The organism is Kumtagia sp., assembly GCF_059502445.1.
This window is the reverse complement of sequence record NZ_JCACER010000033.1, coordinates 1-5380: the sequence shown is the minus strand read 5'-3', so window position 1 is coordinate 5380 and position 5380 is coordinate 1. Positions and strand designations below refer to the sequence as shown.

At 67.0% G+C, this 5380-nt stretch carries 3 protein-coding genes; 1 reads left to right on the top strand and 2 read right to left on the bottom strand.

What is annotated here, in order from left to right:
- Positions 1-160: 160 nt before the first annotated feature.
- Together capA and capB are read right to left on the bottom strand one after the other, a co-directional pair.
- Positions 161-2239 (bottom strand): caprolactamase subunit alpha, encoded by a 2079-nt coding sequence (gene capA / locus AC5JDC_RS13365; RefSeq protein ID WP_495841766.1) that lies wholly within the window; start codon positions 2237-2239, stop codon positions 161-163.
- Between the two features lie 11 nt (positions 2240-2250).
- Positions 2251-4005: a caprolactamase subunit beta gene (gene capB / locus AC5JDC_RS13360; protein ID WP_495841765.1), complete on the bottom strand. Its 1755-nt coding sequence runs from the start codon at positions 4003-4005 to the stop codon at positions 2251-2253.
- Between the two features lie 242 nt (positions 4006-4247).
- Between capB and AC5JDC_RS13355 the strand changes: the two genes are divergently transcribed.
- Positions 4248-5225 (top strand): AraC-like ligand-binding domain-containing protein, encoded by a 978-nt coding sequence (locus AC5JDC_RS13355; protein ID WP_495841764.1) that lies wholly within the window; start codon positions 4248-4250, stop codon positions 5223-5225.
- Positions 5226-5380 lie beyond the last annotated feature (155 nt).

Here is a 5380-nt window from a genome sequence, read left to right as displayed (position 1 = left end):
AAGGTTGGGTTCTCAGAGATGTGTGCATGCCGTAGCACGCAGTGGGGGAGAGGTGGCGAGCCCGAAGGGCGAGACGGAGAGGGGGCTTGGCGAGAAGCTCAAAGGTCGGAGTCCACGGCCTTCGGTATTAGCTCGACCGGGAGAACGATCGCGATCCGCATCAACCCTTGCGCGTCAGCAGGTAGCTGCCGCTTTCATGCAGCGCCGCCGTCCAGTCCGGCTCCACCACGATCGTCGTGGTCACCTCCTCGATGATCGCGGGACCCGCGATCGTCGCGCCGACGCCCAGCTTCGAACCGTCATAGACCGGCGTGGAGGTCGCGCTGCCGGAGGTGTCGAAGATCGCCTCGCGGCGGCCCTTCAGCGCGAGTTCGGCCGAGCCTTGGCCGGTCAGCCGCGGCGGCGCCGGCTTGTCGATGCGGCCGTAGATGGTCGATTCGATATTGACCACCTCGACCGCGCTGTGGCGCTCGCAATAGGTGTAGAGCTCCTCGTGCCGGGCATGGAAGGCGTCCTTGACGCGCCCGATGGTCTCGTCGGTGATCCGGAAGGTCCCGATATCCACCGTGCATTCGTGCACCTGCCCGACATAGCGCATGTCGAGGCTGCGGCCGATGTCGATCCTGGTGCCGGGGAAGCCGTCGGCCTTGAGATGTGCGACGCCGCGCTCCTCGATCTCCTCGAACAGCCGGTCGATGTGTTCGCTTGCGCCGGGCGTGTCGAGGCGCAGCGGGGCGGTCGCCATGTAGTTGTACTTCACGTCGGAGATGACCTGCCCGAAGGCGCACAGCCCGGAGGCGAGTTTTGGCAGGATGATGGTGTCGATCCCCATCTCGCGCGCCAGCGCGGTGATGTGCGCGGCGGTCGCCCCGCCGGCCCCCACCAGCACGAAGTCGCGCGGATCGTAGCCGCGCTCCACCGACACGCGGCGGATGCCGTTGACCATGTTCGAGTTGACGATGGTGAACATGCCGTAGGCGGCCTGTTCGACGTTGATGCCGAGCGGCTCCGCCAGTTTCGTCACCGCCTGCCGCGCCTTGGCCTTGTCGAGCGGCAGCTTGCCGCCCAGCAGGCCCTCTGGGTTGAGATAGCCGAGCACCAGGTTGGCGTCGGTTGTCGTCGGCTCGGTGCCGCCATTGCCGTAGCAGGCCGGCCCCGGCTCGGAGCCGGCCGACTGCGGCCCGACCTGCAGCAGGCCGAGGCTGTCGATCCAGCCGATCGAGCCGCCACCGGCGCCGAGCGTCTCCACCTGGATCATCGGCACGCCGATGCGATAGCGCAGGAAGTCGATGTTCTTGTTGAGATTGGTCTGGCCGTTGCGCGTCAGCGTGATGTCGAAGGACGTGCCGCCCATGTCGACGGTGATGACGTTGTCCCTGCCGAACGGCTTGCCGACATAGAGGCCGGCCTGCGGCGCCGAGGCCGGTCCGGAGTTGATGGCGTAGACCGACCGGTCGGTCATCGCCTGGCCGATCGCCAGCCCGCCGTTCGACTGGAAGTAGCGCACCGGCTGTTTTGCGCCGAGCTGGCGGAAATAGCTGTCCACCGCGCCGACATAGCGCCGCATCACCGGTGCCAGATAGGCGTTGGTCACCGCCGTCGAGGTGCGCGTGTATTCGCGGATCTGCGGGTACAGCTCGCTGCCGACGGTGAGGATCGCGTCCGGCATCATCTCGCGCACGATTTCGGCGGCACGGCGCTCGTGTTCGGTGTTGAGCACCGACCAGACGAAGGAGATGGCGACCGTCTCCACGCCCTCCCTGAGGAACAGCCGGCAGGCCTCGCGCACGTCCTCCTCGTTCATCGGCACGCGGATGGAGCCGTCGGAGATGACGCGCTCGCGCACGCCCTTGCGCAGGTAGCGCGGTACCAGCATGGTGCAGGCCGGATATTCCGGATCGTAGCGGTAGCCGTCCTCCTTGTGGCCGTTGCGGATCTCGATCGAATCCTCGTGGCCGGCGGTGCAGATCAGCCCGGTCCGGCCGCCGCGATGGGTGATCAGCGCGTTGAGGCCGACGGTGGTGCCGTTGATGCAGAGGTCGCAGTCGGCGACCAGCTCCGCCGGCGTGATGCCGAAATCGTCGGCGATCAGCTTCAGGCCGTCCCGGATGGCCTTGGTCGGATCAGAAGGAGTGGAGAGCGCCTTGAACAGCTTGACGTCGCCGCTCTTGCGGGAGGCGACGACGAAGTCGGTGAAGGTGCCGCCGGCATCGATGCCGAGACGATAAGCATGTTCCATTGCCGCTGCCCTCACGCTGCCCGGAGCCGCCGGGTCTCGGCCAGGTCGACTTCCAAAGTTTCGGGATCCTTGATGGCCACGCCGTAGTCGGCGCGCGCGCCTTCGATGGAGACCAGGCCGTTGCGAACGTCCCACACCACCTTGTCGACCGGCCGCTCGAACGGATTGCCGTAGCCGCCGCCGCCCGGGTTGAGATTGGTGATGGTCTCGCCCGATTTGATCGTCTGGATGATGTTCTTGCGCTCGACGTCGACCTTGCCGCCGCGCCTGAGCTCGACCCGGCCGACCTTCCTGTCGACCAGCGCCGATTTGGCGCCGGCCGCGCCCATCGCCGGGATGCGGCGGCCCTCGCCGAAGCCGATGCACAGCATCTCGCCGTCGAGGGGCTCGACCTCCCAGGCCGTGCCCGAGCCGCCGCGGAACTTTCCGGCGCCGCCGGAATCGGTCATCAGCGAGTAGCGGTGGATGATGATCGGGTAGGAGTATTCCAGCAGCTCGACATCGCCGGAGGTGAGCGCGCCAAAGCAGCATTCCGGACCGACGGCGTGCCAGCCGTCCTGCTGCGGCGTGGCGCCGCCGCCGGAGATGATGGTGGCGAGCACCATGGTCACGAACTCCTCGCCGGTGCGGCTGTCCTTGCCGGCGATGTTGAGGCCGTTGGCGTGGCCCCACGACGCGGCGACCTTGGACGGCATCGCCTTCTCGAAGGCGAGCCGCACCGCGTCGGTCAGCGTCTCCATCGGCGTCGTCGTGCAGTTCATGTGCGGCGCCGGCTCCTGCGCGTTGCAAAGCGTGCCCTTGGGGCCGAAGTCGATGCTGACGCAGCGGTAGAGCCCCTCGTTATAGGGCGGCGGCAGCGCCGCGAACATCATCAGCCCGAGATAGACGCCGGAATGCGAGTTGCCCTCGTAGGAATTGATGAAGTAGGGGATCTGCGGCGGGCTGCTGATGGCGATGTGGCAGCTGTCGCCGGTGATCGTCACCGTCGCGCCGATCTCGAAATCGCCGAAGCCGTGGCCGGCGTCCTCGAGGATCGCCTTGCCTTCATAGGTGCCGTCCGGCACCGTCGCGATCAGCGAGCGCATGTGCCGGTCGGCCATGTCGAGCAGCGTGTCGACGCAGGCGTCGACTGTCTCCTTGCCGTATTTGTCGAGCAGCGCGATCAAATTGCGCTCGCCGACCTGGCAGGCGCCGATGAGCGCGCGGAAATCGCCCTCCTGGTCGCGGCGCGCCCGCATGTTGGTCAGGATCATGTTGAGGACGTCGTTGCGCGGCTTTCCCCGGTCCCAGATCTTGACCGGCGGGATGCGCAGGCATTCGGCGTAGATCTCGGTGGCATTGGGGTTGTAGCCGGCCGGCACCGGGCCGCCGATGTCGGTGAGATGGCCCTTGCACACCGTCCAGTAGACCAGCTCGCCGCGATAGAAGACCGGCTTGTACATGCAGGTGTCGATGGCGTGGCTGCCGCCGAAGGCCGGGTCGTTGTGCAGGAACAGGTCGCCCTCGTGGATGTCGTCGCCGAAGAATTTTGCCACCGCCTTCATCGCCGGGATAAGGGAGCCGAGATGGATCGGGATGTCCTGCCCCTGCAGGATCATCTCGGGCCGGGCGTTGAACAGCGCCGTCGAATAGTCATGCGCCAGGTTGAACACCGACGAGCGCGCCGTCTTCTCCAGCGCCAGCGTCATCTCGCGCTGCGTCGTTTCGAGTACGCCCCGCACCACCGACAGGGTGATCGGGTCGACGTTTGCCGCTATCGCCGTCATTCGTTCCTCCAGTGCCGCGGCGATGCGGCATGCGGCCCGCGAAGCCGTCTGCCGACAGAGTGTTCCCGAAAAGATCGCCGGCGGCTTCCGCGCCGTTTGCCTTGCGCAAGCCAAGCAGCTTTGCCGGCTTCCGTCTTTGCGCTGAGGGAAGGACGCGTTGACGCCGGGCGCACTTTCGCGGCCGCCGCGTTGCGTTCGCGCCCCGCCGCGCATACTCTTGCCGCTGCTCTCGCGGACGGACGATGAAGGTTTCGGTAAGCACCACCGCCACGCAACCCGCCGACCGAAGCCGGCACTGGCATCGGGCGATCGCCAGCGCCTATTTCCCGCTCGACCTCACCTTCCGCAATCCCGACCGCTTCTTCGGCGACCTGACGATCTGGCAGTTCGGCGAGGTCTCGGTGTCGCGCCTCACCTCGGACGGCCTGCAATATCTCAGGCAGCCGCGCCACCTCGGAGCCGGGCGGAGCGAGGAATTCCTGGTCACCGTGCCGACCCGCTCGGAAGTCTATTTCTCGCAATGCGGAAGCGACATACGCTGCGCGCCCGGCGGCTTCTTCCTGGAGCGCAGCCACGAGCCCTACACCTTCAGCCACGGCGAGCCGGCCGATCTCTGGGTGCTGAAGGTGACGTCGCAGGCGCTGGCCGAGCGCATCCGCGGCCCCGACCGGCTGTGCTCGCTGCGGTTCGACGCCGCCAACGGGGCAGGGGGGCTGTTCACCGACATGCTGCACCTGCTGCCGGCCCGCTTCGACACGCTGACGCCGGAATCGCGCACCGCCGTCGGACGGCAGCTGGTCGATCTGCTGGTGCTGGCGATCAAGGCCGACGAGCGCATCCTGGCGTCGCGGCAGTCCTCGGTCCGCAACGCGCATCTGGCGCGCATCGAGGCCTTCATCCGCGCGCATCTGCAGGACCCGCGGCTCGACCCGGACATGGTGGCGCGCGCCTGCGGCCTGTCCACCCGCTACCTCCACACCTTGTTCAGGGACACCGATCAGACGGTGGCGTCCTGGATCCGCGAGCAGCGTCTCGCGGCATGCCGCGCCGCGCTCGACGAGCCCGACAACTGCCAGACGGTCGCCGAGATCGCCTATCGCTGGGGTTTTGGCGACCAGACGCAGTTTTCGCGGGCCTTCAAGAGCCAGTACGGCCTGCCGCCCGGCGAATATCGCGACCAGTCACGGCGCCGGCGGGCGGAGGCGCGTGGCTCGGACTGAGCTGTACCCGCTTAAGCCGATGCGGCGAATGGGTGGCATAATCGCCGCATATTGTGCGGTGATTATTGCCTTTGCGACGAGTACGTTCGAAGCGGAACCACCGGGGACAGTTTTACCCCGACTCCCTGGAGACCCGAAGAACGGCGTTGACGTTG

What these genes read in the sequence shown, in the direction of transcription:
- capB (WP_495841765.1), bottom strand. Translation starts at nt 4,005, where the DNA reads ATGACGGCGATAGCGGCAAACGTCGACCCGATCACCCTGTCGGTGGTG.
- AC5JDC_RS13355 (WP_495841764.1), top strand. Translation starts at nt 4,248, where the DNA reads ATGAAGGTTTCGGTAAGCACCACCGCCACGCAACCCGCCGACCGAAGC.
- capA (WP_495841766.1), bottom strand. Translation starts at nt 2,239, where the DNA reads ATGGAACATGCTTATCGTCTCGGCATCGATGCCGGCGGCACCTTCACC.